Origin of the sequence: Acinetobacter thutiue (assembly GCF_030385805.1) — a bacterium.
GTDB classification, from domain to species: Bacteria; Pseudomonadota; Gammaproteobacteria; order Pseudomonadales; family Moraxellaceae; genus Acinetobacter; species Acinetobacter corruptisaponis.
In genome coordinates, this window is sequence record NZ_JAUDZE010000001.1 from 321,276 (window position 1) to 347,523 (window position 26,248).

A 26,248-nucleotide genomic window follows, 5' to 3' on the forward strand; every position below is an offset into this window, starting at 1 on the left:
AACATTTAGCTAAGATACTGATGCACAAAGTCAGCAATTTCCCGTATAGATTGGTTGGCTTCTTTTAAAATTCCTGCATGAAACTGGAAAACATGCCCCACGCCATCGTAGATCTTAGATTGAACAGTTACGCCATCTTTCTCTAGTTTTTGTGCGATGCGTTTTGCATCGTCCAACAACAGTTCTTCTGTACCCACATGAATTAAGGTGGGTGCTAAACCGCTTAGATCGGCATAAAGTGGAGAGCAGGATGGAGAGGTTGCTTGTTGCTTGCCAGAATAATTTTGTGCACACCATTGCAACCATTCTGGACTCAGCATTGCGTCACGGGCAATATGAGTCTTTAAACTTTCCCCTGATAAATTTAAATCGACCCAGGGAGAGAGCAGCACCAGTGCAGCAGGCTGTGGCAGTCCAGCTTCACGAATCGCTATTGCTGTTAATAGACTTAAACCACCGCCAGCAGAGTCCCCAGCAATGATTAATTTGTTTGGGTCCTGTCCATTCGCTAACAGTGTTTTATACACAAACAAGGCATCTTCCATTGCGGCAGGGCTTGGATGTTCTGGAGCCAAGCGGTATTCAGGAAGCCATACTTTGGCCTGAATGGCATGACCAAGATGTGCTGCCAGTTTGGCATGACTTTTGGCACTGCCAACCACATAGCCACCACCATGCAAATATAAAACACCATAACCCTCTAATGTGGTTTTAGGCTGAATTTCGAGGGTGGGAATCTGACCAATCATTTGTTTCTGTGTTTTATAACCAGATGGACCCATTAAGATGGTGCTTGCCAGATCACTGCATAAACGTTGAATCTTCAGTGGAACTTTAGGCGATAAGGCAGGGCGCAAGGTATGGCTGATGGTCCAGGCGAGAACTTGCTTCATAAATAACGACTCATATCTGCTATTAAAAAAAGATTGACCATCTATGGATGGTCAATGAACAAAAGTGATCTTAAACTTATTTAAGAAAACGTGCCTGCAAAGCGGTCGCTGTTGCAAATATTTTCTGATATCCCTGTGGCATAAGGCGCTGGAGAATATCCACGGCTTTGGCATCGGCACCAATCAGTAAGCGGCGGCTATTTTTTTGTACAGCTTTTAAAATAAGCGCTGCGGCTTCTTCAGCAGGAGTGCGCAATATTTTGTCAAATGCATCCTGACTTTTTGCAGGGTCCATGCCTAAACTCGTTACACTGTTATTAATCCGTGCTGCCTTGGCAATATTGGTACGGATACCGCCAGGATGAACACAAGTTGCACTAACGCCCAACTTTTCTATATCCAGTTCCTGACGTAATGCCTCGGTAAAGCCGCGCACTGCAAACTTGCTGGCATTGTAGGCGCTTTGAGTCGGTTGGGCAGTCAAGCCAAACATACTTGAAATATTGATGATATGTCCGTCGCCACTCTGTTTTAGGTAGGGTAGAAACTCTTTGGTGCCATAAACTACGCCCCAGAAATTGATGCCAATCAGCCATTCAAGGTCTTCGTAACTCACACCCTCGGCAGTGCTACCAATCGCAACACCCGCGTTATTAAAAATAAGATTGACCTGTTGATGTTGATCAACCACAGATTTTGCCCAGCTTGCCATTTCCTCACGTTTTGCCACATCCACCACTTGTCTGGTGACCTTAACTGGATAGGCCTGTAATAAGGCAACAGTATTGGCTAGTCCATTTTCATTAACATCTGATAAGGCAAGGTTGCATCCCTGTTTGGCCAATGCGATTGCAATTGCCTGACCGATGCCTGAGCCTGCGCCTGTGATGGCGGCAACTTTATTGTTAAAGCTTTTCATCTAAGTTTCCCTATATTATTGAATCAAACAAATATCATTAATGATTAAGATTGCCTTGGTGTTAGCGCATAATTTTCAATATCAAAACGGCGGGTGCGTTGACGATATTCAAAGGTAAAACCAGGCCAGTTATTGGTATTTTTTCCTGTGGCAGTTTGATACCAACTGTTACAGCCTTGTGACCACATGGTGCTTTTCATTCTTTCCTGAATTTCCTGATTAAATTTTTGCTGGCTTTCAGGCTTTAGATCGGCAAAGCGTAAATTTTTCTTTAGATAAACTTGAATTGCATCAAGAATATAGTTCACCTGACTTTCGATCATATACACAATTGAATTATGTCCAAGATTGGTGTTTGGTCCATACAGCATAAAGAAATTAGGAAAGCCACTGACGGTTAAACCTAAATAAGCTTCCGCGCCATCTTGCCATACCTCTTTTAAGCTTATGCCATTCAGACCTTTAATCTGCATCGGTGCCATGAAGTCGGTTGCGGTAAAGCCCGTGCCATAAATGATGGTGTCAACCTCACGTAAGTTCCCATCCTGATCTATAATGCCATTTTCAGTGACTTCCTGAATGGCAGCATTGATAACTTCAACATTCGGGCGAACCAGACTGCGATACCAGTGATTGGAAATCAGGATACGTTTACAGCCAATTGGATAGTCTGGCATTAAACGGTGACGGAAATGAGGGTCCTTGATTTCCTCTCGGATATGACGCTGGAAAATATATTCTGCCAACGGCATTTCATTGAGGGTTGTGGTAAAGCTTTTTAGACGAATCTCGTTATAACTGTATTGAAAGATACGATCGAGGCTTTGCAGCACAGGAAGTTTTTGGAATGCCTTGCGCTCAATGGGTGAATAGAGACGATCAGGTTTTGGAATGACATAGGGTGCGGAGCGTTGATAAATATCCAGGTGCGCCACCTGCTTGGCAATTTCAGGAACAAACTGGATGGCGCTTGCACCAGTGCCAATAACGGCTACACGCTTATTGTTTAATTCGTAGTCATGATCCCAACGGGCTGAATGAAATGTTTTACCCTTGAAATTTTCCAGACCTTTAATTTTTGGATAGGCAGGACGATTCAGTTGACCTACTGCCGCAATTAAAAATTCAGCCTCAAACTTTTCGCCTGTTGTGCTTTGAATATGCCAAATGCCCTGAGTTGCATCAAAATCGGCGCTGGCAATTTCTGTATTAAATTGAATATGTGGATAAAGCTGATATTTCTCAGTGCAGTGGCGTAGATATTGATGAATTTCCTGTGATGAGCCATAACGGTTTTTCCAGCCAAGATCCTGCTCGAAGGAGAAAGAATAGAGATGAGAGGGCACATCACAGGCAGCACCAGGATAAGTATTGTCACGCCAGACCCCGCCAACATCATTGGCCTTTTCAAATAAGGTAAATTGCTGAAATCCAGCCTGTTTGAGACGAATTGCAAGTCCCAACCCACCAAACCCAGTTCCTATAATTGCGATACGAATATTTTTATTTGAATGTGATCCCTGTTTAAACATAACCTGCTCTGGATAAAATATAGATTCCTGAGTGCAGAATAGTCGTTTCACCTGTTGATTTAGAGGATGGATGCGGACAAAATATTGTGATTAGAGGACAAACGGAAATGTACATTGAAGTACTTATGGACGTATGAGCGCAGCATCCATAGTGTTCGGCTGATGGCAGATTTTGCGGTGGAACTCGGAGTCTGCCATGAATTGATCCTAAAAGGAACAGGTCTGCAACAACAGCAACTGCTCGACCCCAACATGACAGTTTCTGCCCAGCAGGAATTACAACTGGTTCGTAACCTCGTTGAACAATGTGCAGATCGGCCTTTTCTGGGGTTGGAAGTGGGGACGCGTTATCATTTCACCACCTTTGGTTCACTTGGTCTGGCCCTGATCAGTAGTGCCAACATCCGTGAAGCATTGAATTTTGCACTGGCCTACTTTCCATTAACGTTTGCTTTTACCCAGTTTATTGTTTCACAACAGGAAAATGCAATTCAAATTGATCTTAAGGTCGATGAGGCAATTCCCCATACACTTTGGCAGTTTATTATTGAACGGGATGCCGCCGCCTTACTGACAGTTCAACGAGATTTAATCCAGGATAACTTTTGTCAGAAATTGGCGTTTTCATTTCAGCCTCAAGGCGATATACAACCGTATATCGATTTATTTGGAGTGGTTCCAGAATTTGGCACCTCAAAAAATTATGTGGTATTGAATGGGGAGAAAGTCGACCAAAAACTAAGAATGGCAAATGAGCTGGTTTTATATTCCGCTGAAGAACAATGCCGTCAAATATTGGATAAACGGCAATCTCAAAAAAAATATGCCCATCAGGTACGGCAGGCATTAATGAATGCCAAAGGAGAAATTCCCTCAATGGAAAATGTGGCTGATCATCTCCATCTTAATTCCCGAACCTTGCGCCGTCATCTGGCTCAGGAAGATACGACCTTTCTTAAAATCAGGGAAGAGGTGCGACAGATTCTTGCAGACTATTATTTGTCTGTTTCACAGACCTCAGTTGAGCAAATTTCTGAATGGCTTGGATATGCAGAACCCTCAAGTTTTATTCATGCCTATAAGCGCTGGTATGGAAAAACACCTCATGCCGCTCGGTTAAATAGGAAATAATTTTTTAAGGTTTTAATTATATTAACCCCAGTTACGGATAAGCCAAAGAATTAACCACATGAATTTGAGGCTTATTCTTCTGACAAAGCTGATAAGCACATAAAGAGGAAAATACACCTGATAAGAAACCCGCAATTGAACGATGTTTTCCTGTGACCAAATGGTATTTTTCTTTCAGTAAACCTATTAACGTTTCAATTCTTTTTCGTTGACGTAAGTGAAATTCATCAGAAAATGGTAATAGCATAACTTTCATATTATTTCTAGGATAGGTAATTAAATCAATGCCTTGCTCTTTAAGAGTTTCTTTTAGTGCTTGGCTGATATATCCCCGATCACCATAGACTCTTGCTGATAATCCATCAACTAGTTTTTCTACCTTTCTAATATCAGCAATATGTCCATTCGAGATATCTGAATTTACAATCTCCCCTTGATGATTCATCAACAGGTGTAATTTACAACCATAAAACCACCCCATAGAACTTTTACCACGAGAAGCAATATCATCTAAAGCATGATGTTCTTTAGGAATTCTTTTATTTTTACATACAGGCAAAGGTGTCGAATCAATCCATAGATATGAATCTTCCTTATGCTGATTTAACGCATAATGCAAAGCATGAATCGCAAGCTGATGTTGATTGATAAGAGTAAGTATATTTTTATAACAAGGTAACTCTTTAAACAACCTGCTTTCACATTGACATAGAAGTTGGAAAAAAGCTTTAAAGTTATGCATTTGAGAAGCTTTATAGCAAATAGAGATCGTCACAATTTCAGACAAGGAGAGTTTGGCCTGTCGGATACGTTGACGTTTCTTCTCCTGTTTGAGGAATTGCCAATAGATAGGTTCAAACTTTTTGAAAAAATCATCAACACTACAAAAAATTTCTGTAAAATCGTACATGGTAGTTAGAGCTTTTAGGTTGTGTCGTAACTTTCTAAATTGTTCTAACTACTTTTTTTTCAAGTCAATTTCTTATCCGTAATTCAGGTTATATTAAAATTTTATTCTTAGATAAAATATATATACTTAAATGTTATCTATTACTTTATTGAAATATAAGAATTGATTTATTTCTAATGAATATATTTTATTTGAAAAACTAAATAAAACCATACTATTTATAAATAACGTATTGAATGATTTTGTATATAATCTAAAAAAATATTTTTGTAATTAAAAAATGTTGTTGCAGAATATCTGTTTTTAATATGTTGTTATATGAAATGCAACAAAGAAATTAGTATTTCAATATGTTTCTTCTGTTACTAAACACTATAAATTTTAACTTTTAAGAAAATATTAGGCCTGTTTTTTAACAAAATCCTATTTTAGTGTGGAATAGACAATTTAAACTTCACTGAAGATTCTATTAAGAATGTAACTCTTACAGTGATTTATCCATTTTAAGGAGAATAGAAATGACACATGCAGATGATTTTGATCGTGAGCAAATTAAGAATGCTCCAGATGAGGTTAAAAAAGAGTTGAATGCTGATCCAATCACTGGTGAACCTGGTTCACATCCCGTAGGAACAGGCGTGGGTGCTGTAGGTGGAGCGGCGGCAGGAGCTGCTGTAGGTAGTGTTGGTGGGCCATTGGGTACATTGGTTGGTGGAGCAGTTGGCGCTGTCGTGGGTGGTTTGGCTGGTAGTGCGGTTGGTGAAGCAATTGATCCAACGGTTGAAGATGCCTATTGGCGTGAAAACTACATCAATCAGCCTTACTATGGTACAAGCAAGGCGAATTATCCAGACCTGAATTATGAACGGGATTATCAGCAGGCGTATCGTTTAGGTTATGACAATGATGTAATTTATGATCCTGATGTGGCATTTGAAGAGATTGAGCCAGAGCTAAAAGTCAATTGGGAAAAATCAAGAGCTGAATCGCGCTTGTCTTGGGATGAGGCAAAACTTGCTTCCCGTGATGCTTGGAATCGTAATCGTAAATAATCAGATTAACTTAATTTGAAAAAAGAAAAGCCTTTTATTAAGGCTTTTCTTTTTTATATTTTTTTACAAAATATTGAGACAGTATAATAATTATAAGCCTTGTTACAAACAATAGGTCGACAAATCTATGGAAAAATAACATATTTATTTTAAATAAATTTTTAGGATACAGGATATGGATAAGATTACTGTGATCGTCAAGGATCAGGAAGAAAATGAATCTATAGTCGTTGCAAAGTTAAATGACTTGGAAGACAACGATATTCCTTTTTTTAAGAGAGTTGAATATATTGAGGTGGAGGGAAAAACTATTTTTCCAAATATAGACCTATTATTTGAGGATGAAGCCGATGGTAAGGTCTATAAATTGGTTTCACCTGTTAATGATAAAAGATTTAATCTGTAATCAGTTTTAACTTCAAGTTATTTCATTAAATCTATATTCATTGTTAAAAGAAAACCGCCCCGTACAGGCGGTTGCTGAAATAATTCAGCAAAATAATAGAAGTGCGAACGGTCAGGAGCACACTTCTATCATTACAAACTAATGCCCCTTATTAAAGGCAGTTATAAATTCTTCAGACTTGAAATAGGAGTTAATCTGTTCTCCTGTCTGTGAATATTCATTTCGACTAGTGACTGGTTTTTTTAATTCTTTTTGGGTGCTAAATGTAAAATCTGGTGGGATATCTTTTCTTAAGGGAGGGAGCTTTCTTTTACCGTCTGTTGTAATTTTCTCTATAAAGCCCGCAAGCCAAAGTATAAATTCGCCCTCATTCTTGATGATCGGAATGAGACTAATATCGAGTTTTACCTTACAATCATGGTTTGGTTTGTTTAAACATTCTTCAAAATCAATAAAATTGTAGAGTAGCTTTAGTTTTGTACCCTTGATTTCTTGGCGTATCTCAACAATCAGTTTATTGAGATTCTCTATAGGATCATTGCTAAATTCTTTATTCTCATTGAGTTTTTTATATATTTTTTCAGCTATGCGTAATATCTGTGGCATTTTTTCCTCCTATGAAATCCTTATCTTTTAGAAATTATGTAGGATTTTATGTTTCTAAATGTATTCATTGTGAACATTCATGTGAGTAATGAGACTTTTATGAAACAAGTATTGTTTAGGAATACTAATGAATTTTGATTTCTTATATTATTATTTTTAAATTTGTTATAAATTCCAAATAGATAAAATAAAAATTAATAAATACTAAATAGCAACTGGGAGAAATAAAAATATTCAAAATATCGGGTTTTTAAGATAAGAAATTTAATTTATATATATTCATATACGATCAGGGCACTAATCCTATATGAGTTGTCATTATTGATATAGCAATGGCTAATTTGCTTTATATTAATTTTATTGTGGTGATGAGAAAGCTCTTCTCTTAACCATTCATTGATTTTATTTTCCATTTCTTCAGTAGAATTGGATTCAAAGGACTTGATCTTAGCCATATTATTTTCCTGATTTAATTAATAGGATAATTATACTCCAGATTTTTTATAGGTTTTGTCAAGATAATTTAAAATTTTTAATTCTTATATCTTTATCCCATTGGTTTGTTTCAAAATATTCTATTTTTTATGCTGATCTGATAATCTATTGAATTATAGGGTTTTTTATAATTTATATCTTTACATAAATTTTCTTTTTTAAAATGAAAATAGAAAAATGACTCATTAAATTAACAAAAAAGATGTTATTTATAGAAATGTTCTCATTTTTGAAGAGGTGTACCATGTTAAAAACCATTATTACTTTAGGAACAGGTGTGGCTTTAGGCTGTTATTATAAATCCCATAAGGATAAAACTAGACTCTCTGATGATAAGCATCATGGTAATGATCATTTATCCCATGATACCAAAGAGAAAAAGAATATTAAGTAAATACCTGAATTAATCTATTAAAGTAAAAAAGAAGCTTAAATTTAAGCTTCTTTTTTTGTTGGTAAGCTATTTTGGATCAGATTCTATAATTTAATGTAAGAATATATTGTTGTGTTTGTTTGTGTAAATTTTTTGTTTTCTTGTAAATAAAAAGTAAAAATATTATTTTTTATAAATATAAATTTAATTGAAAACAATAATTTATTTTGTGGTTGTGTACGTTGATAAAAAAAGATACATGATAAAGGTTTTTTTATAGATCTATGAAATATATTTTATACAGGTTATCTAATATTTAAAGGTTATGCCTCATGAATAAAAGGAAATACAAATGAAGATTAAAGGTAATTCACAGCAGATTGCAAAAGATATTTACGGTTCAGTAACAAGCTTGGATAGAAGTATTCACTTGGAGGAATGGGAAATGATGCTTGATGAAAAGTATAAATCTAATTCCAAATATAATAAAGAATACGATCAAGGAAATGATAAAGAATTTATTGGACGACGTAAAAATAAGTTGGCCAGTGAAAGAAAAAAACGAAATGCTGCGATTTGCAGATGAGTATATCTAAAATTTACTTAAATTTTATGGATTAATTTTATGAAACAGTGAGGTACACCATGTTGAAAAAACTAATGTTAACAAGCCTAGCACTAACTTTTATACTTGGTTTAGCTGGATGCGATAGAAACAGGGATGCAGATATGATGAAACAGGATGAGGCAAATACCTCTCCTCATTCCATGGAAAGTCGCCCTACAAATACAGACGAGCTAAATAGTGATCAGTTAAATAATGATCAATTACATGATGATTATAATAATGGTGCTTCAACCCCAGCATTCATCGAAAATGATGCATCAGGAGTCGTACCTGAAAAGTCAGGTTCGAGTTTATCTAGTAGAACTCGCCCTGATTAAATAAAGATTATTTAAATGACTAAATATAGTGGTTAACTCTTTAGGAATAATATTTAACCACTATTAAAAAATAGTTTTTATTATTTCAATATAATTTCTTCTTAAATAGGACTTAAAGAAGAAATGGTAAATTTACATAATTATTGTGATTTGCATCACATAGAATTTTTGTTTTGTTTCTTGATTCAAGTATTGTGTAATTTTTATGTTGTTAAAAATCATAATTATTTCACAATTCAAAAGAATATTAACAATTAATTACATTAAATTAGGCAAAATTCCAGTAAGAAAAATTACAGGAATAAAGTCATGCCACAATTTTTGAAACTTGCAGAAAAAATATACTTTAAGGTAAAAACATCGAAAGGTTTCACTGATGAGCCTGTAGAGGATCTTAATAACTTAATGATAGAGTTGAGAAAGGAAATTAAGAAAACGGATTTTAAGCTGTTATACAACTATATTAACTTTGAAGAGTTATTGATGAATTCAGGTCGATTATCAATAAACTTTGATTTAAGTATTCTGCCGAAAAGTAAAAACTCTGATGAATATATACTCTGGCTTGCTGGGTTTATTCAGAAAATTACTTATTCCGATAAAAAAGATATGACTTGTCAGAAAAGCAAGGTGGTTTTACCAACCTATTATTATGATGATTCAGGTAATATTGTGAATAAATCTGATAATAAGGGAGAGGAAATTGTTGAATACTTTAAAAGTCAAGAAGCCGTTCCCTAAATAAGCTAAGCAAATAATCATTCTCAAATGACGATTTCTTAAAAGGAGTTTTATATGTCTAAACGATATATGTTGAAAGAAGTTGATGCGAGTAGTGAAACAGGAGACAGGATCATTGTTGAACAGATTTTTGAAAAGACATTGAATCCACATTTAATCAATACTGGAATGTTATGGGCGCCTTTATTCAAGGTGGTGATCACGGACAAGGTGATTCCCTTGAATGATGATTTTACCTTTGTACACCCAAGAACAGGCAAGTTGTTCAAGCTGATGAGCTAAACAGGCAGGAGGCACCTCAACAATAACAATATTGTTGAGGTGGTTATCTAGGGTCATCTAAATCAGGCAGGACATTACTACAGTTTAAAAAAAAGCTTTTCAGGATATCCAATCTATAAACCTTTGTCTGACACATAACTTTACGATGCAACTGTCATCAGGTGACCAACAAGATCTTCCACGTTTAATGTTAATGAATATAGGGAACAGACAAGGATTCAGTCCAGTCTTTATTTTGGCAACGAGGACACTCCTGTTCCAGATGAAGTAAATGCTGGGTCATTCCACAGTACATGCAGGAATAGTAATTCTCAGTATTTAAGTGAACTGACTTTTGGTAGGCTTTGGGAAATAGTGGGAGCCCCCATTTGGTTTCCTGCTCAGTGTAAAACAGGATACTTAAACAGCCATCCGTTTCAAGCAAAGCCACCCTGACTTGTCCTAGATGTTCCACACTTTGCTGACGCATTTCAGCAAAAAACTCATCGTGGGAATATTTTTCTTTCTTGATATCCTGAATCACCATCATGCCATCTTCAACAATATAAAGGGGTTTACCTTCCACCCATAATTCAATTTTTTCACTTTTCATCATGGCCCAGGTGACTAGCCGATAGAGAATGATGATGGTACTCATGACCACGAATGCCTGGACAATCGGTACATCATCAATAATCATGGGATCGCCAGCCGCAGTTCCCAGGCTCAGAATAATGGCCACTTCGAATATGGAAAGCTGTCGAATACCCCGTTTGCCTGAAAGTCTTAGAAAGATAAGAATAAGGAAAAACATGACAAAGCAACGGATCATGATTTCAAATATAAAACCCCAGGTTGTGTCATAGAGAAAAATATCAATTATATTCATGGATAAATTACTCTTTTTATAATGGATAAAATTATACTTTATAAATAAAATGAGCTTATTTATTCAATAAGCTCATTTTATTTATGGGGAAAGGCATTTTATAATCTATCCCAGGCATCTTTAATTGCCTCTTTAGCCTGTTCCCATTTTAATCTTGATTCGGCTTTGAGTTCTTCCCAAGATTCTTTCAAGCCCCCCTCAACATCCTCAAATTGAGTGTTGCGATCATGTTCAGTTCGTGCACGACTGCCTAGCTCATAGGCTTTGGAAAAATCACGATCGTAATCTAGGTCAGGCGTGTCAAGTTGAGCTTCCTGATAATAGGGACGGGTAAGGTAGCTTTCGCGCCAGTAATCATGAGGGTTAACATTGACATTGGAACCTTGATTACCTGAATTGGCATTATTGGTATCAGTCATTGGAATTCTCCAGCCAAAAATAATTCTTATATAAAATTTAGGAGAATATTTTCATTATTCTCCTAAATATGCTTGGACCTTAAAATAACCAGAAATTACTTCTGTTGGTTATTTTGGTTTGATCCTTGGTTGCTAGAATCTTTTTGATTAGATCCTTGTTGCTGACGGTTGTCATTTTGCTGCTGGTGCTGCTGTTGACGGTTGTCATCATTTTGTTGTTGTTGCTGATTATTACGTTGGTTATTTGCATTACTCATGATGGTATTCCTCATTTTATTAGCTATGGATATTATCTGAGTAAATCAGATGGTTTAATTAAAACATAAATTTTGATTGTGATAAGCCTTTGCATGTTTCCCAATATTTAAATGTAACGTCTAAATAAAGTAAATTTTATGTATTTATAAAGGGTTAAAGAATAATAGTAGTTTTAAATAAAAACACTTTTAATAGTTCTTTATATCTAACTTACATGATGAAACAAAAACAAAAGTTTTCTAGCACTTTTCTTCTTCTATAATTTTCATAAGCTTATTACATATATCATTGAGTAGGCTTTCCAGTTTTTTCTTGGGTTGACCTGAATATACAGTTCGAAACTCATAAATACTGCCTTTATAATATATGCAGTAAAAGAATGTTCCCACAGGCTTTTCCTTGGTTTCAGAACCACCTCGCTTTAATAATCCAGTACATGACACGTAAATATCTGATTGAAACAGTTTCTTTCCTTTCTTAATCATTTCCCTGGTTACTTGCATAGATTCAGCAGTATGCTTCTTGATAAATGATGGAGAAATCTTCAAAACTTTTTCTTTTACCTTTAAGTCGTAACAGACTAGGCTACCAATTAGAATATTTCCAGAAAAGGGACTTAATGAGAATTGATAGGAAAGATAGCCTGCGGAGGCACTCTCAAGAAAAGAAATCGTGAGTTTTTTCTCAGCCAATCGCTCACAGGATTTTTTGAACATAGGAACTCCATTGTATAAGTACAATCAAAATAAATTATTGTTTATTCATATGGATAACGTGAAAGATAAATAATTCAAAATGTTAAACTGTAAAAATATGCAAAAACAACTAATTGAATAAAAAGAAATTTTATTTTCATATGTTTTTTTTATAACTTCTTTTAACAAAAAGTTGATGGGAATAAAGCGCCAGCCACGTAATGTATTTTTATATTTTCAATTCGGAGAATGAAAATGCCAGTTTTAGTAAAAAAAAGATTGCTTGACTTATTACAGGATGATCAAAAAAATTATTATGAGCTTGTTGCTTTCTTTATGGATGGAGACATTTCCAACTTTGAAAAAGAAAAAAAAGCGGTCAGCCTATTGAATAAGGAATTTGAAAAGATTTGTTTGAACAAGGTTGATCTACCAAAGAAAATCAGTGACATGAAAGATTGGTATTTCACTGAAAACCAGAAAGTGGGTCAAATCTATCAGGATTATATTAAACGCCGCCAGTCAGGTGGAGAACGGGAATATTTTAAAAATCTGGGACAGGCTTTTGAGTTTCTAATCAAGGTCGCTCCAATAAAAAAAGTGGATGGTTCGTGGTTATACAGTATTGTCAATTATTGGAATGATCCTACTTTTCATGACCTGATTTTGATTTACCTGGAAGAGTTGGGGTTGGGGCAGGCGAAATCAAACCATGTATGTATTTATGATGACCTATTATGTGCTTTAGGTTTGGATGATTTTGAGCTGTTCCTTGATGATGAATATTATCATCATGCCGCAATTCAGCTGGCCTTGGGTTATGCACCTCCTGAGTTTATTCCAGAGATTATTGGATTTAATCTGGGTTATGAGCAATTACCATTACATTTACTCATTACCAACTATGAACTGGCCGAGTTGGGAATAGATTCAAAATATTTTAACCTGCATATTACCATTGATAATCTGGACAATGGCCATGCACATAAATCAATAAAAGCCCTGGAAAATATTTATAAAAAATATAAGGACAAAGAACTGTTTCTTGATAAGTTGAAGCGTGGCTACGCTTTAAATCAACATGGTATTGGCTCACGTCAAATCATTGATAATCTTGATCTGGAAAAGTTTGTCCATAAAATTCTAAAACGCAAGGCCTTGGTTGGGCAGTTGGTTCACAATGAGAAACATCAGATTGGATGTAAAACAGTTAACCAATGGCTTGCAAATCCCCATGAAATTGGCAGCTTCATACGTCAGTTGACTGAAAATAAATGGATTAAGCTGAATACTGATCCAGAGGAAAGTCTGTTCTGGCGTTTAATTAGTCATGAAGATGGAAAAATGTATGGCGTATTTAATTCCACAGAAAAACAGATTATTCACGACTGGATTGCAGGTGAGCAATATTCATCAAGTTATCTGCCTTATAAACCCAACATAGATAATGAGCAGCATATTCACCAGTATTTATTTAGCTATATTTCTGATGGTGAACTGGAAAGCTTGCAGACACGGGTAAACCAGACCCAGAACCTTGCACTGAAACTTTGCAAACTTATCCCATTTTTGGCTCCAGACTCACACCATAAAAGTATAGGTCTATGGAGTACACAAAAATATGTGGAGCTGTTGTTTCCCTATTTAAGCAGCTCGCAAAGCCGATAAAAACTTGAATAAAACCATTATTTTCTAGCCATCCATCAGTAGGTAGCCAAATGAACGACAATACCAATGACCAGAACAAAATAAAAAGTGCATTAGCTGGCGACACTCCAGACAAGCAGAATGTTACGGCAAAAACAGCCCAGTTGGATCAGGTTCGAAGTGATGCCACCAATGAAGCCTTAACCACCAATCAGGGCGTCAAGATTGCAGATAACCAGAACAGTTTAAAGGCAGGGGTTCGGGGTTCCACCTTACTTGAAGATTTTATTCTACGGGAAAAAATTACCCATTTTGACCATGAGCGGATTCCTGAACGAATTGTTCATGCGCGTGGTGTAGGGGCGCATGGTTATTTTCAGGCCTATGAGGGCAATGAACAGTTTACCAAAGCGGGTTTTTTAACGGACCCAACCATGCAAACCCCGATTTTTGTCAGGTTTTCTACAGTGCAGGGGCCACGTGGCTCCGCCGATACTGTACGGGATATTCGTGGCTTTGCCATCAAGTTCTATACGCAGGAGGGCAATTTTGACTTGGTGGGTAATAATGCACCAGTTTTCTTTGTTCAGGATGGGATTAAGTTCCCTGATTTTGTTCATGCCGTAAAACCTGAACCCCATAATGAAATGCCAACAGGTGCCACAGCGCATGATACCTTTTGGGATTTTGTGTCACTGGTTCCTGAGTCCGCCCATACCGTGATGTGGGCGATGTCTGATCGGGCAATTCCACGTAGCCTCCGTTCCATACAGGGCTTTGGTGTACATACTTTCCGTTTTATTAATGCCCATGAAAAAGCCTGTTTTATCAAGTTCCATTGGACACCTAAACAGGGATTGCAGGCACTGGTCTGGGATGAGGCACAAAAGCTGGCAGGTAAAGACCCAGATTTTCATCGCAGGGATTTGTATGAGGCGATTGAGCAGGGCATTTATCCAGAGTGGGAGTTGGGTGTGCAGATCGTGGAGGAAGAGGATGAGATGAGTTTTGATTTTGACCTACTTGATCCCACCAAGATTATTCCTGAAGAACTGGTTCCCGTCACACCGATAGGCAAATTTGTACTGAACCGCAATGTGGACAATTTTTTTGCTGAAACCGAGCAGATTGCATTCTGTCCAGGACATATTGTATCAGGTATCGACTTTAGCAATGACCCATTACTACAGGCACGTTTATTCTCCTATACCGATACCCAGCTAAGCCGTCTGGGAGGACCAAATTTCCACCAGATTCCAATCAACAAGCCAGTCTGTCCTTATCATAACCACCAGCGTGATGGTCTGCACCAACATGAAATCCATAAGGGACAGGCCTCCTATCAGCCCAACTCCATCGACAACAACTGGCCGATTGAAATACCGCCAGCCGCCCAGAATGGGGGCTTTGAAAGTTATCAGGAACGGATTGATGGGCACAAGATTCGTGTGCGCAGTGAATCTTTCTCTGACCATTTTTCACAGGCTCGCCTGTACTATAGAAGTTTGGCACCACATGAACAGAAACACGTGGTGGATGCCTACACCTTTGAATTAAGCAAGGTGCAGCGTCAGCATATTCGTGAACGAGAAGTTCAGGAAATCCTAGCCAATATTGATACAGATCTGGCTCGTCAAGTGGGTGATAATCTAGGTATAACCGTGCCTGATCTGGAAGAAAACTTCAAACATGCCATGATTGAAAAGTCTGGAAAACTTTCCATGCAGGCCTTTATTCCTGAAGATATTCAGGGAAAGAAAATAGCCGTGCTGATTCATGACAAGGTCAATGCTGAAAGTTTATATACCATCCAGAACTGGGTGATTAAGGAAAATGCCATCGTTCATTTGCTTACACCAACACCAGCGCCCGTAAAAGGAATCAGGGGGGAACAGGCTGCCTCTGATGGCATGCAAAAGGCTGAGCCATCCATTGCCTATGATGCGGTGATTATTGCCGATGGCGATAACCTTGAGGAGGTATTGCAGGATGGTGTTGCAAAGCATTATCTGCTTGAGGCCTATAAACATTTAAAGCCGATTGTGTTTTTAGGTAATAAATCTGAGCTACTGGAGCAACTGGGATTGTCTGCTGATGAGGGCACCTTGATTGGAGATGACTTTAAATATGTGGCGGAGAAGTTTAAGCAACTGTTGCGCCATCATCGGATCTGGTCAAGGGAAGCAGTGATTGAATCCATTCCAGCCTAAGCCAAAACAGGAAAAGCCCTTAAACAAGGGCTTTTCTTATATCTGCACGTTTTAAATGGCGCTGAGCTTGACCAGAACCACGGCAATCCTTTCGATATGCTGATAGGCGGGCTGGTCCAGTTCCTCACCAAATACATCGGGATCAATTTCCTCATAGTTACATTTAAAGGTTGGGTAATTTTTTATCCAGCTTTGCACTGCCTCCAAAAATTTATTGCCCTGATGACTTATGGCAATGCCTGTATATAAAAATAAGCTTCCGCTTGGTGTAAGTCTTTTGATGCCCTCCTTTAAAATATTAAAGGACAGGTCAGTTCCATCCAGTTCATTGCCCCCATGACGGTACTGGCGTTCATGGATATCCATTAAGTAAGGCGGATTGGCAAAGATCAGGTCAAAATTGCCCTCCAGGTTTGAAAATAGGTCACTTTCGATTGGGTAGACATTGTTTAGCCCCACAAACTTTTTATTCACCTGACTATAAAACAGTGCCTTGGGATTAATATCGACACTAAACACTTCTGACATGGCTGGAAAAGACTTGGCAATGGCCAGTGCGACAGGGGAAGCCCCACAGCATAATTCCACGCTACGCTGCAACGGTTGGGGACGGGTCAATAAATGCTGCTTCAGGTGATAATAAAAACGATAGGTATCTGGCCCAAAAAAGACCGCATCATTTTCCAGGGTTGGAAAAGCGGAGTGAATAAAGAGTTCATCTTCCAGTGAGGCTACCCGTATATTGCTGATCCACTGGTTATTTTCAATACGGATCAGGTGGGCTTTTTTTAGGGTATTAAACAGCTGTGTATCCAAATCCTCTGGGTGGAATGCTAGATTCCATCCAAAAATATCCTTGAGATTTCTTAAATTGGTTGATTGATTTTTCTTGCGTATAATGATGCGTTCATGGCTAAGCGGTGTAATCACGGTAAAGCGGTAATGTCTTTCTTTTAGAAAATTTAATAAAAATAGCAAGGCATGTTGCTGTAACAGTTGCATGTCAAAATATTGGTTCATGGGTGGCCCCTTTAAATGTAAAAAAACCTCCTTTGATGGAGGTTTTTCAGCTTAACCGTTGACGATTTCACCGCCATTTACATGGATGACCTGTCCTGTAATATAGCTGGCATCATCCGAAGCCAAAAACAGGTAGGCGGGGGCGACCTCACTGGGCTGTCCCATTCTTCCCATTGGGGTATCCTTGCCGAACTTGGCGACTGTTTCCGCATCAAAGCTGCTTGGAATCAGCGGCGTCCAGATTGGTCCAGGCGCCACGCCATTGACCCGAATGCGCTTTTTCTGTTTCATCAGGTTATTGGATAGGCTTCGGGTAAAGGTGGTGATGGCACCCTTGGTACTGGCATAGTCAATTAAGGCGTCATGACCATGATAGCTGGTAATGCTGGTGGTATTGATAATGCTGTCTCCCTCCTGTAAGTGAGGAAGCACTGCCTTGGTCAAATAAAACATGGAAAAAATATTGGTTTTAAAGGTTTTTTCCAGTTGTTCATTGCTGATGTTCACAATGTCATGCTGCTGGAACTGTACACCCGCATTGTTGATTAAGATATTGATCTTGCCAAAGACTTTTAAAACCTCTGCCACACATTGATCGGCAACACTTGGGTCGGTAATATCTTCTTTGAATAAAAGGCAATGCTGTCCCTCAGCTTCCACAAGCTGTTTGGTTTTTTCAGCATCTTCCTGTTCTTCCAAATAAATAATTGCGACATCCGCACCCTCACGGGCAAATAAAACCGCAATCGAGCGCCCAATACCACTATCTCCACCAGTAATCAGCGCAACCTTGTTTTTAAGCTTGGAACTTCCCTGATGGGTTGATTTAATAATCTCTGGTTCAGGATGCATAATCTCCTGTTCCCCAGGCTGGTGTTGCTGCTCCTGAGCGGGGGCAGAAGTTGGATAATGTTCTGTGGTTTGGTTCATCTTCAGCGTCCTTAACAGTTAGTTTATTTTTTTATGATCTTTTAAAAAGATGTTCTTTTTGGTGGGGTCTATGTTTATATTGGTTTGATTTGTACTTTTTAGGTATAAGGTGGTAAATAAATATAAACCTATATAATCAACAGAATCTTGAGATGGTTTTCTACCACCTTGCATTGCCATTCAGCATCATGTTGCATCCAGTCATTAGGGTTGAGGTCAATACTGGAAAAACAGGATTTCTGGTACAGGCACTATCATATAGTTCACGTTGACCTCGGTTGTTGCTGGCATCTTTCTAATATTTATTTTTAAAATACCATCTTTAATTAAAGCAATATGCAATAAGAAAATGATTGTCCAATATTGAAGTGTTTACTTGAACGTGATGTTTGTTTGCTTTTAATTAATAAGATTATTTTTATATTCTCATTGTAAGGCAATATTTATTTGTTATCTTTAATGATACTTTATTTTTTAGATTATTTTTAAAGTAAATATTAAAGCAAATATTAAAGCATTATTTTTTAAACCTCTTATTAAAAAATCTATTTATAACAAATAGGTATGAAATTATTTTCCTCGCCATTTTGCTACATTTAAAAAGATTGAAACATTGCTAGGTTAGTCGAATAAGTTTTTATCTCTTATGGTGAATGGTGCCAATGAATAAATGGCAATTCGTATAATTTTAATAGAGGAAGAGATAATCATGGCTAATCAAGATTCAAGACGCGACGATCAGGATAATAACTCAGGTACCTCAAACCGTGGATTTGCAAGTATGGATCCAGAACGATTAAGGGAAATTGCAAGCAAGGGTGGACGTGCTGCCCATGCAAGTGGAAATGCACATGAATTCACTTCAGAAGAAGCACGTGAAGCTGGAAGAATTGCCCATGAACGGGGTAACGCACACGAATTTACCTCGGAGGAAGCCCGTGAGGCAGGTTCATTAAGCCACAGAAATGATAACCGTGGCGAAAGTCGTTCTAGTGGTCGCGGTCGTGATGATAACGATGATTATGACAACCGTGGTGGCAACCGCTCAGGTGGCCGAGGTCGCAGCCGTAATGACGATGATGACTACGATGATCGTGGTGGCAATCGTTCGGGCGGCCGAGGTCGTAGCCGTAATGATGACGACGATGACTATGACAACCGTGGCGGCAACCGCTCAGGTGGTCGTGGCCGCAGCCGTAATGACGATGATGACTACGATGATCGTGGTGGCAACCGTTCAGGTGGTCGCGGCCGTAGCCGTAATGACGATGATGACTACGATGATCGTGGTGGCAACCGTTCAGGTGGTCGAGGTCGCAGTCGCAATGATGATGACGATGATTATGACAACCGAGGTAGCAATCGCTCAGGTGGACGCGGTCGCAGCCGCAATGATGATGACTACGATGATCGTGGTGGTAACCGCTCAGGCGGCCGAGGTCGCAGCCGTAATGACGACGATTACGATGATCGTGGTGGCAACCGTTCAGGTGGCCGAGGTCGTAGCCGTAATGACGACGATTACGATGATCGTGGTGGCAACCGTTCAGGTGGCCGAGGTCGTAGCCGTAATGACGATGATGACTATGATGATCGTGGTGGCAACCGCTCAGGTGGCCGAGGTCGCAGCCGTAATGACGATGATGACTACGATGATCGTGGTGGTAACCGCTCAGGTGGCCGAGGTCGTAGCCGTAATGACGATGATGACTACGATGATCGTGGTGGCAACCGTTCAGGTGGTCGTGGTCGCAGCCGCAATGATGATGACTATGATGATCGTGGTGGCAATCGTTCAGGTGGCCGAGGTCGCAGCCGTAATGACGATGATGACTACGATGATCGTGGCGGCAATCGCTCTGGCGGCCGAGGCCGTAGCCGTAATGATGACGATGATTATGACAATCGTTCGGGTGGTCGAGGCCGTGGTAATAGCAATCAAAAACGTGATGAATATGGACGTTTTACATCTTAATGAAACTTCATTTAAGATTTTACCTGTTTAAATACATGCCGCTTTAAATGATTTGTCTCATTTAAAATTGGAAGATACTGAATGGAATTCTATTCAGTATCTTTTTTATATAAGCAGTTAAGGGAATAGAGTCATCCTTTGAACAGCAACGGAGGGTAGTTTTTACTTCCAAAAAAATTCAACTATGGGTTTTTAAAATTCCTAAAATAATCAGAATATTGCACTGTCTTAGACAGCATGGAAATGTAATAAAACAACTTAAGTGTGATTTTTATCACATTTTTACGATGATTTACCTAATTTTTAGACCAAGGGTTTTGATTATTTAATTTACTGTTTTTTATATAAAAATTATAAGTGCTACATTTTTCGTTACAACGCTTTGGTCGACAAGCCTTGTTTTTATTTGCCATAGTCCATTTGCGTAATCCAGCAAAGGTATTGCTGGATTGGTAATTTATAACCTACAACTGCTTTTATTTTAACTTTTTTGCTATGCCGCTTTCTTTATCGGCAACCACATTATTCCAATTTTATCGCAGTTGTGTTTTTTTATTTAAAAGGGAGTTATTCAATGAACAATATAAAAATCAAAGTGAAAGATCAGTTTGAGGCTGAGAATATAGCTGTTGCCCTGATTCGCAAGGCCAATGATCAGAATATCCCATTATTCAAGCGTATAGAGCATATCGAAATCGCGGGGGACATTATTTTACCGAATATGGAGTTGCTCTACGAGAATCCCAAAGATGGCCGCATCTACCGATTTATAGAAGTAGTGAACTAGACTTTTTCTTTAATCTTTCATTACTTCACAACATCCCATAACTCTCAGTTATGGGATTTTTTATGGTGAATAGGAAATATTTAAATGAATGATCTTCAGGTTGCCTGATTAGAATAAATCATTTTATACATGACCTATTATGCGTTACGCTCAAATACTTCAAAAAAATCTAATAATTGAAAATCAATGTCATGGATGAATATAAAAATTCAACACCTGATTTTCCAGAATGATAGAGCCAAGTAATGAAACAACTCGATTTTGCGATTATTGATCCCCATCTTCACCAATGGGATCCATACCATACACCACACTCAGCGGCATTACTGGTCAAGGCTTTAGGGCAATATCCCACAGTGATGGATAAAGTCATACGTTTAGTCAAACCAAGGGCACTGTTAGATAGCTTGGGAGTCACCCAGTATGCGCTCAGTCCATATCTGCCAGAACATTACAAGGCTGATGTAGGTCATTTTTCTGTGGAAAGTGTGGTGCATGTTGAAGCCAATTGGCATCACCATAAAGGTCTTGGCGTGGTTGAGGAAACCCAGTGGATCAGCCAGTTAAAATTTAGCGAACAGGGAATCAAACTGGGGGCGATTGTGGGAACCGCCGACCCACGAGACCGAAAGTTTAAAAAGATACTTAAGGCACATCAACAGGCCAGTCCCTTGTTTTGCGGTATTCGTAAAATGGCTGCCTGGCATGAGGATGAGGGCATTTATCGCTGGTGTGACAAGCCACATTTATATGGCTCTAAAAAATTCTTAAAAGGTTTTGAGCAACTGGCAAAAATGGATTTGACTTTTGATGCCTGGGGCTATTCAACCCAGCTAAATGAAATAACTGCTCTGGCAAAGGCTTTTCCAAATACGCGTATTGTTGTAGATCATCTTGCAACACCTGCTGGCCTGTTTGGCGCGGTCGGTAAAAGAACTGGAAAGACTGCCTCACAGCGGGCAGACATCTTTAAGCAATGGCAACATGATTTGGGCCTTTTGGCAGAGCAGAAAAATGTCTATGCCAAGATTTCTGGCCTGATGATGCCTGTACTGGGGCATCATTTCTATAAGCAGCATAGAACAGCAACAGTCGATGAAATAGTGAATTTATTAACGCCACTGATACAGCATGCGATTGCTGTGTTTGGGGTGGATCGAGTTATGTATGCCTCAAATTTTCCCATGGACAAAGCCAATGCTGCCTTGAATGACATGATTCAGGCCTATCTTCAAATCATTGCACCTTATGGTGAGCAGGCACTGTATTCAGTCTTTAGACAAAATGCAGCCAATTTCTATCGTCTGGATTAGAAGTCTAATCCACAGCCTTTAGAATTATTTTACTTGGCTTTAAAAGTTTAATGTTCATTTAAGCTAGCTTGATTAACTTAAGGACACGGCATCACCGTATATGCAGTACACCTTTCGCCACATTCTCCAGATGTGGCTTTTTTTATGCCTCGACAATTTTAGACCAGCTTAAAGTGTTTTAAGCAATTGCCTTGAATTAAATCACGTGACGTAAATCACGCGCGGTTTCCTGTAACAACGGTAAAATATGGGTGATTAAATAATCCTTTGTGGTGCGCATGGTGGGGGACACAATATTCAATGCGGCAACCACACTGGCATTGGAATCATAGATTGGAACAGCCACGGCATGGACTCCCAGCTCATGTTCCTCACTTGAATAACACCAGTCCTGTTCCTTAATGTCATGTAGCAATGTTAAAAATTCATTACGGTCTGTATGCGTATATTTGGTCAAACGTTTTAAGGGATATTTCTCCAACCATTGCTTTTGTTCTTCTTTACTCAAGTGTGCAAGTAGAATTTTTCCAGCAGAAGTGGCATGGGCGGGGAGTCGATTCCCCAAATGCAAACCATATGGATTTACACGGTCAGTTTGCTGATGTGCGGCACTACGGGCAATCGTAATCGCTTCATAGCCATCTAAAACCATCACGGAATAAATCAGAGAGGTTTGGTTGGTGAGCAAGTTTAGCAATGGCTGGCAGATTTTGGGGAGTGGAGAGCCATCCAGATAGGCACCTGAGAACTTAAGAATTTTTGGGGTCAGATAATAATAGTGTCCATCAAACTCCAAATAGCCTAAGTATTCCAAAGTCAGTAAATGGCGTCGGGCGGCGGCACGGGTCATGCCTGTTTTTTCCGCAGCCGTACTCATATTCAGGCGATGCCGTTCAGGTCCAAAGCATTCCAGAATGGCCAGACCTTTGGCGATTCCTGCAATAAAGTCCTCATGTCGAATGGTTTTTTTATTTTCAATATGGTGAATCAACCGTGGATTCTTGTCCTGATCTTGTTCCATCATTTTAATACTCTATCCCAAATCAATGCCTATTTATTATTCTAATGGAAACATGACTATTTTACTTGGATAATGTTCGATGATCGAACATAAAAAATAATCATCGAACAAAATACATATTCAAGCCTAGAAGTCAGCAAAAAATTTATCAAGAATGAATAGAACAAATCCGAACAAAACACTCAACTTCGTTTCATCGGTTTTACAGGATGAAGCAATGAGTGATAAATCGTACAGGAAGTAGTCAGATGATTGATAAGAGTGCCACCTCATTAACCGAAGCGCTATCCCAGATCAAGGATGGTTCGACCATCATGATTGGTGGTTTCGGTACCGCAGGACAACCCGCAGAACTCATTGATGGACTGATTGAACTTGGCATCAAGGACTTGGTGATTGTCAATAATAATGCAGGTAACGGTGATTATGGCCTTGCCAAATTATTAAAAACAGGTGCGGTTCGTAAAATCATCTGTTCTTTTCCACGCCAGTCCGACTCATGGGTATTTGATGAACTTTACCATGCAGGCAAGATTGAACTTGAACTGGTGCCGCAGGGTAATCTCGCCTGCCGTATTCAGGCGGCAGGAATGGGCTTGGGCGCAGTATTTACCCCAACTGGTTTTGGAACATTATTGGCTGAGGGTAAAGAAACCCGCCATATTGAGGGTAAAGACTACGTCCTTGAATATCCCATCAAGGCCGACTTTGCACTGATCAAGGCCTATAAGGGCGATCGTTGGGGCAATCTGGTTTTTAATAAATCTGCCCGTAACTTTGGCCCAATCATGGCGATGGCTGCGGATGTCACCATTGCGCAGGTTGCTGAAGTGGTGGAATTGGGTGAGCTTGATCCTGAACACATCATTACCCCAGGAATTTTTGTTCAGCATGTGGTTGCTGTTGATGCGAAAAATGGTGCAGGAGAATAATCATGAGCTATCAAAAATTAAGTCGTGACCAGATTGCTGAACGCGTTGCACAGGATATTCCAGACGGTGCCTATGTCAATCTGGGCATAGGTTTACCAACCAAAATTTCGAAATATCTGCCTGCTGATAAAGATGTGTTTCTACATTCTGAAAATGGCTTGTTGGCTTTTGGTCCACCGCCAGCCAAGGGTGAAGAAGACCCTGAATTGATTAATGCGGGCAAGGAATACGTGACCATGCTCACAGGCGGCTGTTTTTTCCATCACGGTGATTCCTTTGCCATGATGCGTGGCGGGCATCTGGATATTGCGGTACTTGGTGCATTTCAGGTGGCAGCCAATGGTGATCTCGCCAACTGGCATACAGGTGCTCAAGATGCGATTCCTGCGGTGGGTGGTGCGATGGACCTAGCGGTGGGTGCAAAGAAAGTCTTTATCACCACCGACCATACCACTAAGCAGGGTGAACCCAAGATTGTAGAAGAATTGACTTATCCAGCAACAGGTTTGAAGTGTGTGGATCGTATCTATACCGACCTGTGTGTGATTGATGTGACCAAGGATGGTTTAAAAGTCATTGAAAAAGTGGATGGCCTGAGCTTTGAGGAATTGCAGTCCTTAACAGGTGCAAAACTAACTGATGCAACACAGGCTTAAGGATGAGTAACATGAATATGACTTTAAAAAATGCCTACATCATTGATGCGATCCGTACCCCATTTGGACGTTATGCAGGTGGATTGGCTGCTGTACGTGCTGATGATTTAGGTGCAATACCGATCGCTGCACTAATTGAACGTAACCCAAGCGTTAACTGGGCACAGGTTGATGATGTGATCTATGGCTGTGCCAATCAGGCGGGTGAAGACAACCGTAATGTTGGACGTATGTCAGCATTATTGGCAGGCCTGCCCGTCGAAGTACCTGCCACCACGGTCAATCGTTTATGTGGTTCATCACTGGATGCCATTGCGATGGCAGCCCGTGCCATTAAGGCAGGCGAGGCCAATCTTGTTATCGCTGGTGGTGTGGAAAGCATGAGCCGTGCACCCTATGTGATGGGCAAATCTGACAGTGCATTTGGCCGTAGCCAGAAGATTGAAGACACCACTATGGGCTGGCGTTTTATCAATCCAAAACTGAAACAAATGTATGGTGTGGATACCATGCCACAAACCGCAGAAAACGTGGCGGAGCAGTTCAATATCAACCGTGCCGATCAGGACCAGTTTGCCTTGGTGAGCCAACAACGTACAGCAGCAGCGCAAGCCAACGGCTTTTTTACGCATGAAATTGTGTCAGTAACCATTCCACAGCGTAAGGGTGATGCCATTGTCATTGATACCGATGAACATCCACGTGCATCAACCACGTTGGAAGCACTAACCAAGCTCAAAGGTGTTGTGAAAGTCGAGGGTACGGTCACTGCAGGTAATGCTTCGGGCATTAATGATGGTGCGGGAGCATTGTTGATCGCATCAGATGAAGCGGTTGCACAGTATCAACTGAAACCACGTGCCAAGATCATTGCCGCTACTACAGTTGGTGTTGAACCACGCATCATGGGTTTTGCACCTGCGCCTGCAATTAAAAAACTGCTCAAACACGCCAACATGACTTTGGATCAGATCGATGTGATTGAGTTAAATGAGGCATTTGCTGCTCAGGCTTTAGCAGTGACGCGTGATTTAGGTTTAGCCGATGATGATGCTCGTATTAATCCGAATGGTGGTGCGATTGCCCTAGGTCATCCATTGGGTGCATCAGGCGCGCGTTTGGTGACAACAGCATTAAACCAGCTTGAGCAGACAGGCGGAACGTATGCCTTATGTTCAATGTGTATTGGTGTGGGTCAGGGGATTGCCCTGATTATCCAGCGAGTTGAGTGA

The 26,248-nt window shown here is 39.4% G+C and carries 29 protein-coding genes; 16 read left to right on the forward strand and 13 right to left on the reverse strand.

The annotated features are described in order from the left end of the window. Positions 1 to 5: 5 nt before the first annotated feature. The 3 genes from QTA56_RS01565 to QTA56_RS01575 form a co-directional block, all read right to left on the reverse strand. Positions 6 to 893, reverse strand: a complete 888-nt coding sequence (locus tag QTA56_RS01565) for an alpha/beta hydrolase (protein ID WP_267979197.1) — start codon at positions 891 to 893, stop codon at positions 6 to 8. 76 nt (positions 894 to 969) lie between these two features. Beyond that, entirely contained in the window at positions 970 to 1,812 is an 843-nt protein-coding gene (locus QTA56_RS01570) for an SDR family NAD(P)-dependent oxidoreductase (RefSeq protein WP_267979198.1), read from the reverse strand. Between the two features lie 44 nt (positions 1,813 to 1,856). Continuing rightward, entirely contained in the window at positions 1,857 to 3,344 is a 1,488-nt protein-coding gene (locus tag QTA56_RS01575) for a flavin-containing monooxygenase (protein ID WP_267979199.1), read from the reverse strand. Positions 3,345 to 3,458: 114 nt separating this feature from the next. Between QTA56_RS01575 and QTA56_RS01580 the strand changes: the two genes are divergently transcribed. Further along, a complete protein-coding gene (locus tag QTA56_RS01580; protein WP_267979200.1) occupies positions 3,459 to 4,475 on the forward strand; it encodes an AraC family transcriptional regulator in 1,017 nt (338 codons plus the stop codon). Positions 4,476 to 4,506: 31 nt separating this feature from the next. Here QTA56_RS01580 and QTA56_RS01585 read toward each other — a convergent pair whose 3' ends face one another. Further along, positions 4,507 to 5,385 (reverse strand): IS982 family transposase, encoded by an 879-nt coding sequence (locus QTA56_RS01585; RefSeq protein WP_267979201.1) that lies wholly within the window; start codon positions 5,383 to 5,385, stop codon positions 4,507 to 4,509. A gap of 518 nt (positions 5,386 to 5,903) precedes the next feature. Here QTA56_RS01585 and QTA56_RS01590 point away from each other — a divergent pair. Both QTA56_RS01590 and QTA56_RS01595 read left to right on the forward strand, forming a co-directional pair. Beyond that, positions 5,904 to 6,437 carry a glycine zipper domain-containing protein gene (locus QTA56_RS01590; RefSeq protein WP_267979202.1) on the forward strand — a complete coding sequence of 178 codons (534 nt, stop codon included), beginning with the start codon at positions 5,904 to 5,906 and terminating at the stop codon, positions 6,435 to 6,437. Between the two features lie 175 nt (positions 6,438 to 6,612). Continuing rightward, entirely contained in the window at positions 6,613 to 6,843 is a 231-nt protein-coding gene (locus tag QTA56_RS01595; RefSeq protein WP_267979203.1) for a hypothetical protein, read from the forward strand. Positions 6,844 to 6,981: 138 nt separating this feature from the next. On the opposite strand, the gene QTA56_RS01600 is transcribed toward QTA56_RS01595, so the two are convergent. Continuing rightward, complete coding sequence (locus QTA56_RS01600; protein ID WP_267979204.1) at positions 6,982 to 7,449, reverse strand: hypothetical protein; 468 nt, start codon at positions 7,447 to 7,449, stop codon at positions 6,982 to 6,984. Between the two features lie 269 nt (positions 7,450 to 7,718). Continuing rightward, the gene (locus QTA56_RS01605) at positions 7,719 to 7,904 is read right to left on the reverse strand and encodes a hypothetical protein (RefSeq protein ID WP_267979205.1); all 186 of its coding nucleotides are present in this window, start codon (positions 7,902 to 7,904) and stop codon (positions 7,719 to 7,721) included. A gap of 284 nt (positions 7,905 to 8,188) precedes the next feature. Between QTA56_RS01605 and QTA56_RS01610 the strand changes: the two genes are divergently transcribed. The 5 genes from QTA56_RS01610 (at position 8,189) to QTA56_RS01630 (ending at position 10,285) form a co-directional block, all read left to right on the forward strand. Further along, the gene (locus QTA56_RS01610) at positions 8,189 to 8,338 is read left to right on the forward strand and encodes a hypothetical protein (protein WP_267979206.1); all 150 of its coding nucleotides are present in this window, start codon (positions 8,189 to 8,191) and stop codon (positions 8,336 to 8,338) included. 331 nt (positions 8,339 to 8,669) lie between these two features. Beyond that, positions 8,670 to 8,903 carry a hypothetical protein gene (locus QTA56_RS01615; protein WP_267979207.1) on the forward strand — a complete coding sequence of 78 codons (234 nt, stop codon included), beginning with the start codon at positions 8,670 to 8,672 and terminating at the stop codon, positions 8,901 to 8,903. Between the two features lie 59 nt (positions 8,904 to 8,962). Beyond that, the gene (locus QTA56_RS01620; protein ID WP_267979208.1) at positions 8,963 to 9,262 is read left to right on the forward strand and encodes a hypothetical protein; all 300 of its coding nucleotides are present in this window, start codon (positions 8,963 to 8,965) and stop codon (positions 9,260 to 9,262) included. A gap of 309 nt (positions 9,263 to 9,571) precedes the next feature. Beyond that, positions 9,572 to 10,003, forward strand: coding sequence for a hypothetical protein (locus tag QTA56_RS01625; RefSeq protein ID WP_267979209.1), 432 nt, complete (start codon positions 9,572 to 9,574; stop codon positions 10,001 to 10,003). A 54-nt stretch (positions 10,004 to 10,057) separates the two neighbouring features. Then, complete coding sequence (locus QTA56_RS01630) at positions 10,058 to 10,285, forward strand: hypothetical protein (RefSeq protein ID WP_267979210.1); 228 nt, start codon at positions 10,058 to 10,060, stop codon at positions 10,283 to 10,285. Positions 10,286 to 10,475: 190 nt separating this feature from the next. On the opposite strand, the gene QTA56_RS01635 is transcribed toward QTA56_RS01630, so the two are convergent. The 4 genes from QTA56_RS01635 to QTA56_RS01650 form a co-directional block, all read right to left on the reverse strand. Continuing rightward, on the reverse strand, positions 10,476 to 11,153 hold the full coding sequence (locus QTA56_RS01635; protein WP_267979211.1) for a DUF421 domain-containing protein: 678 nt from the start codon (positions 11,151 to 11,153) through the stop codon (positions 10,476 to 10,478). 98 nt (positions 11,154 to 11,251) lie between these two features. Further along, the gene (locus tag QTA56_RS01640) at positions 11,252 to 11,572 is read right to left on the reverse strand and encodes a hypothetical protein (RefSeq protein ID WP_267979212.1); all 321 of its coding nucleotides are present in this window, start codon (positions 11,570 to 11,572) and stop codon (positions 11,252 to 11,254) included. A 95-nt stretch (positions 11,573 to 11,667) separates the two neighbouring features. Beyond that, positions 11,668 to 11,829 carry a hypothetical protein gene (locus QTA56_RS01645; RefSeq protein ID WP_267979213.1) on the reverse strand — a complete coding sequence of 54 codons (162 nt, stop codon included), beginning with the start codon at positions 11,827 to 11,829 and terminating at the stop codon, positions 11,668 to 11,670. A 240-nt stretch (positions 11,830 to 12,069) separates the two neighbouring features. After that, positions 12,070 to 12,546 carry a CinA family protein gene (locus QTA56_RS01650; RefSeq protein ID WP_267979214.1) on the reverse strand — a complete coding sequence of 159 codons (477 nt, stop codon included), beginning with the start codon at positions 12,544 to 12,546 and terminating at the stop codon, positions 12,070 to 12,072. A 234-nt stretch (positions 12,547 to 12,780) separates the two neighbouring features. Between QTA56_RS01650 and QTA56_RS01655 the strand changes: the two genes are divergently transcribed. Together QTA56_RS01655 and katE are read left to right on the forward strand one after the other, a co-directional pair. Then, complete coding sequence (locus tag QTA56_RS01655; protein ID WP_267979215.1) at positions 12,781 to 14,193, forward strand: iron-containing redox enzyme family protein; 1,413 nt, start codon at positions 12,781 to 12,783, stop codon at positions 14,191 to 14,193. Between the two features lie 8 nt (positions 14,194 to 14,201). After that, positions 14,202 to 16,382, forward strand: a complete 2,181-nt coding sequence (gene katE / locus QTA56_RS01660; protein WP_267980011.1) for a catalase HPII — start codon at positions 14,202 to 14,204, stop codon at positions 16,380 to 16,382. Positions 16,383 to 16,433: 51 nt separating this feature from the next. Here the strand turns inward: katE and QTA56_RS01665 are convergent, their stop codons facing one another. Further along, positions 16,434 to 17,402 (reverse strand): N5-glutamine methyltransferase family protein, encoded by a 969-nt coding sequence (locus QTA56_RS01665; protein ID WP_267979216.1) that lies wholly within the window; start codon positions 17,400 to 17,402, stop codon positions 16,434 to 16,436. A 51-nt stretch (positions 17,403 to 17,453) separates the two neighbouring features. Next, the gene (locus QTA56_RS01670) at positions 17,454 to 18,332 is read right to left on the reverse strand and encodes an SDR family oxidoreductase (RefSeq protein WP_267979217.1); all 879 of its coding nucleotides are present in this window, start codon (positions 18,330 to 18,332) and stop codon (positions 17,454 to 17,456) included. 709 nt (positions 18,333 to 19,041) lie between these two features. Between QTA56_RS01670 and QTA56_RS01675 the strand changes: the two genes are divergently transcribed. From QTA56_RS01675 to QTA56_RS01685, 3 genes are all read left to right on the forward strand, one after another. Beyond that, positions 19,042 to 20,307 carry a KGG domain-containing protein gene (locus QTA56_RS01675; RefSeq protein ID WP_267979218.1) on the forward strand — a complete coding sequence of 422 codons (1,266 nt, stop codon included), beginning with the start codon at positions 19,042 to 19,044 and terminating at the stop codon, positions 20,305 to 20,307. A 574-nt stretch (positions 20,308 to 20,881) separates the two neighbouring features. Beyond that, on the forward strand, positions 20,882 to 21,094 hold the full coding sequence (locus QTA56_RS01680) for a hypothetical protein (RefSeq protein ID WP_267979219.1): 213 nt from the start codon (positions 20,882 to 20,884) through the stop codon (positions 21,092 to 21,094). Positions 21,095 to 21,339: 245 nt separating this feature from the next. Continuing rightward, positions 21,340 to 22,407, forward strand: coding sequence for an amidohydrolase family protein (locus QTA56_RS01685; RefSeq protein ID WP_267979220.1), 1,068 nt, complete (start codon positions 21,340 to 21,342; stop codon positions 22,405 to 22,407). A 196-nt stretch (positions 22,408 to 22,603) separates the two neighbouring features. Here QTA56_RS01685 and pcaU read toward each other — a convergent pair whose 3' ends face one another. Then, positions 22,604 to 23,428, reverse strand: coding sequence for an IclR family transcriptional regulator PcaU (gene pcaU, locus QTA56_RS01690; protein ID WP_267980012.1), 825 nt, complete (start codon positions 23,426 to 23,428; stop codon positions 22,604 to 22,606). Between the two features lie 248 nt (positions 23,429 to 23,676). Here pcaU and QTA56_RS01695 point away from each other — a divergent pair, with 248 nt between their 5' ends. From QTA56_RS01695 to pcaF, 3 genes are read left to right on the forward strand one after another with little or no spacing between them, the layout of a single operon-like run. Further along, positions 23,677 to 24,360: a 3-oxoacid CoA-transferase subunit A gene (locus tag QTA56_RS01695; protein ID WP_267979221.1), complete on the forward strand. Its 684-nt coding sequence runs from the start codon at positions 23,677 to 23,679 to the stop codon at positions 24,358 to 24,360. 2 nt (positions 24,361 to 24,362) lie between these two features. Beyond that, complete coding sequence (locus QTA56_RS01700) at positions 24,363 to 25,016, forward strand: 3-oxoacid CoA-transferase subunit B (protein WP_267979222.1); 654 nt, start codon at positions 24,363 to 24,365, stop codon at positions 25,014 to 25,016. Between the two features lie 17 nt (positions 25,017 to 25,033). Beyond that, entirely contained in the window at positions 25,034 to 26,248 is a 1,215-nt protein-coding gene (gene pcaF / locus QTA56_RS01705; RefSeq protein WP_267980013.1) for a 3-oxoadipyl-CoA thiolase, read from the forward strand.

Bases quoted from the DNA above. Each gene is read 5' to 3' on its own strand.
- QTA56_RS01595 (WP_267979203.1), top strand. From the start codon at position 6,613: ATGGATAAGATTACTGTGATCGTCAAGGATCAGGAAGAAAATGAATCT.
- QTA56_RS01620 (WP_267979208.1), top strand. From the start codon at position 8,963: ATGTTGAAAAAACTAATGTTAACAAGCCTAGCACTAACTTTTATACTT.
- QTA56_RS01585 (WP_267979201.1), bottom strand. From the start codon at position 5,385: ATGTACGATTTTACAGAAATTTTTTGTAGTGTTGATGATTTTTTCAAA.
- QTA56_RS01640 (WP_267979212.1), bottom strand. From the start codon at position 11,572: ATGACTGATACCAATAATGCCAATTCAGGTAATCAAGGTTCCAATGTC.
- QTA56_RS01615 (WP_267979207.1), top strand. From the start codon at position 8,670: ATGAAGATTAAAGGTAATTCACAGCAGATTGCAAAAGATATTTACGGT.
- QTA56_RS01700 (WP_267979222.1), top strand. From the start codon at position 24,363: ATGAGCTATCAAAAATTAAGTCGTGACCAGATTGCTGAACGCGTTGCA.
- QTA56_RS01635 (WP_267979211.1), bottom strand. From the start codon at position 11,153: ATGAATATAATTGATATTTTTCTCTATGACACAACCTGGGGTTTTATA.
- QTA56_RS01665 (WP_267979216.1), bottom strand. From the start codon at position 17,402: ATGAACCAATATTTTGACATGCAACTGTTACAGCAACATGCCTTGCTA.
- QTA56_RS01670 (WP_267979217.1), bottom strand. From the start codon at position 18,332: ATGAACCAAACCACAGAACATTATCCAACTTCTGCCCCCGCTCAGGAG.
- QTA56_RS01575 (WP_267979199.1), bottom strand. From the start codon at position 3,344: ATGTTTAAACAGGGATCACATTCAAATAAAAATATTCGTATCGCAATT.
- QTA56_RS01645 (WP_267979213.1), bottom strand. From the start codon at position 11,829: ATGAGTAATGCAAATAACCAACGTAATAATCAGCAACAACAACAAAAT.
- QTA56_RS01570 (WP_267979198.1), bottom strand. From the start codon at position 1,812: ATGAAAAGCTTTAACAATAAAGTTGCCGCCATCACAGGCGCAGGCTCA.
- QTA56_RS01630 (WP_267979210.1), top strand. From the start codon at position 10,058: ATGTCTAAACGATATATGTTGAAAGAAGTTGATGCGAGTAGTGAAACA.
- QTA56_RS01675 (WP_267979218.1), top strand. From the start codon at position 19,042: ATGGCTAATCAAGATTCAAGACGCGACGATCAGGATAATAACTCAGGT.
- QTA56_RS01685 (WP_267979220.1), top strand. From the start codon at position 21,340: ATGAAACAACTCGATTTTGCGATTATTGATCCCCATCTTCACCAATGG.
- QTA56_RS01650 (WP_267979214.1), bottom strand. From the start codon at position 12,546: ATGTTCAAAAAATCCTGTGAGCGATTGGCTGAGAAAAAACTCACGATT.
- pcaF (WP_267980013.1), top strand. From the start codon at position 25,034: ATGACTTTAAAAAATGCCTACATCATTGATGCGATCCGTACCCCATTT.
- QTA56_RS01610 (WP_267979206.1), top strand. From the start codon at position 8,189: ATGTTAAAAACCATTATTACTTTAGGAACAGGTGTGGCTTTAGGCTGT.
- QTA56_RS01655 (WP_267979215.1), top strand. From the start codon at position 12,781: ATGCCAGTTTTAGTAAAAAAAAGATTGCTTGACTTATTACAGGATGAT.
- QTA56_RS01680 (WP_267979219.1), top strand. From the start codon at position 20,882: ATGAACAATATAAAAATCAAAGTGAAAGATCAGTTTGAGGCTGAGAAT.
- QTA56_RS01590 (WP_267979202.1), top strand. From the start codon at position 5,904: ATGACACATGCAGATGATTTTGATCGTGAGCAAATTAAGAATGCTCCA.
- QTA56_RS01605 (WP_267979205.1), bottom strand. From the start codon at position 7,904: ATGGCTAAGATCAAGTCCTTTGAATCCAATTCTACTGAAGAAATGGAA.
- QTA56_RS01565 (WP_267979197.1), bottom strand. From the start codon at position 893: ATGAAGCAAGTTCTCGCCTGGACCATCAGCCATACCTTGCGCCCTGCC.
- QTA56_RS01600 (WP_267979204.1), bottom strand. From the start codon at position 7,449: ATGCCACAGATATTACGCATAGCTGAAAAAATATATAAAAAACTCAAT.
- QTA56_RS01625 (WP_267979209.1), top strand. From the start codon at position 9,572: ATGCCACAATTTTTGAAACTTGCAGAAAAAATATACTTTAAGGTAAAA.
- pcaU (WP_267980012.1), bottom strand. From the start codon at position 23,428: ATGGAACAAGATCAGGACAAGAATCCACGGTTGATTCACCATATTGAA.
- QTA56_RS01695 (WP_267979221.1), top strand. From the start codon at position 23,677: ATGATTGATAAGAGTGCCACCTCATTAACCGAAGCGCTATCCCAGATC.